Source organism: Burkholderia sp. WAC0059, from assembly GCF_002870125.1.
Classification (GTDB): Bacteria; Pseudomonadota; Gammaproteobacteria; order Burkholderiales; family Burkholderiaceae; genus Paraburkholderia.
Genome location: NZ_PNEO01000057.1, coordinates 1 through 1238, shown reverse-complemented (window position 1 = coordinate 1238; position 1238 = coordinate 1). Strand labels below are relative to the sequence as shown.

Sequence of the window (1238 nt, the reverse complement as noted above, 5' to 3'; positions counted from 1 at the left end):
CGAGCTGGGCCTGGTAGCGCGCGGTTTGCTGCCCGCGGGAGTTGCTGTAGGCGGTGTTGACGAGGGCGAGCAGTCCGGTGAGCAGGATGGCGGCGATGCCGAGCACGGCCAGCGTTTCCAGCAGGGTGAAGCCCCGTTGACGGAGCGTGCGACTTGACTCCACTTGGTTGACTCTTTGAACTGAAAATCCCCGGTTTCAGAATATGCCCAGCGCTTCCCGGACGGGCGCGCCGTTCGGGAAATGCCGGACATTGCAGCGGGCACGATTATGCCTTGGGACACGGTGGCCGTTGGGTTTCGCGCCGCCGCCGCTTGCTCGCCTGCCGCATAGACGGCAATGCTGCCCGACAGGTAGTGTCTCCACGAATTATGGCATTGCGACATTCAATTTTCAGCATTGATCCCATACCCCATCACTAACGGCGAAGTGGGGTTGCCATTGCCATCGCAACTATTCCAGTCACTCAACGAAAAATTGTCGGTCCATGCGGTCATCGTGACCAGGGCTTCATAACCGTTAGGGTCGCTTACTACTGGCTGTACGACCGAAGTGTTAATGCTGACGGTATCGTTGGTAACTTCGGGGCTCTCCGATTCTGAGTATGCAACTGGCGGTTCCCCTGTAGGAACCTTCCCGCTGCTGTCCAAAGCATAAATACCGATACTTTGAAAGATTTTCGCCGTCCTGCTTCCAGAGGCCGAACCACAGGTACGAGTGTCTACATGCGCCCATGACGAGACGTCGGCGGAGAAATCTGTAGGGTAACCAATGGTGAAGGAATACCACCAATCGTATGTATATTGAGTAATGGTATTTCCGTTACTGCCGGTAGACTGGTTATTGGGCGAGGACACAGAGTTACTGCATTCTGGATAGTCGTTCGCACTGGTAGCCGCTAGGTGGAAGCACGGCAGATTGCCCACTTTAGCCGGCCCTCCCTGGTACTCGAACTGAGGCTGCCAAGTCCCGTTTCGGCAGGACAGCACGTCCCCGTTGGAATCGGTTGCCACCTGCGTTTCGTTGTCCGAATCCGGCGAGCACGCGGAGCCCACCTGCTTATTGCCGAGATCAATCCAGCCCGGCACCGAGAGGTTGCCGTATTGGTCGACGGCGAGGGCCTGCCAGGTGCCGCCGGTCCAGACGAAGGCGCGGCCCGTGTCCATCGTGACGGCCACGTCGCCGGCTTCGGGCGGGGGCGTGGACGAGGGACTGGGGAGATCGGCGTAGGTGTCGACGG

The 1238-nt window shown here is 58.8% G+C and carries 1 protein-coding gene and 1 pseudogene; both read right to left on the bottom strand.

What is annotated here, in order from left to right; translation table 11 throughout:
- A partial coding sequence (locus CY652_RS25185) for a type II secretion system protein (protein WP_146010215.1) occupies positions 1-163 on the bottom strand: 163 nt, incomplete at its 3' end.
- 221 nt (positions 164-384) lie between these two features.
- Positions 385-1238 (bottom strand): annotated as a pseudogene (locus tag CY652_RS24310) (hypothetical protein); the annotation flags it as partial.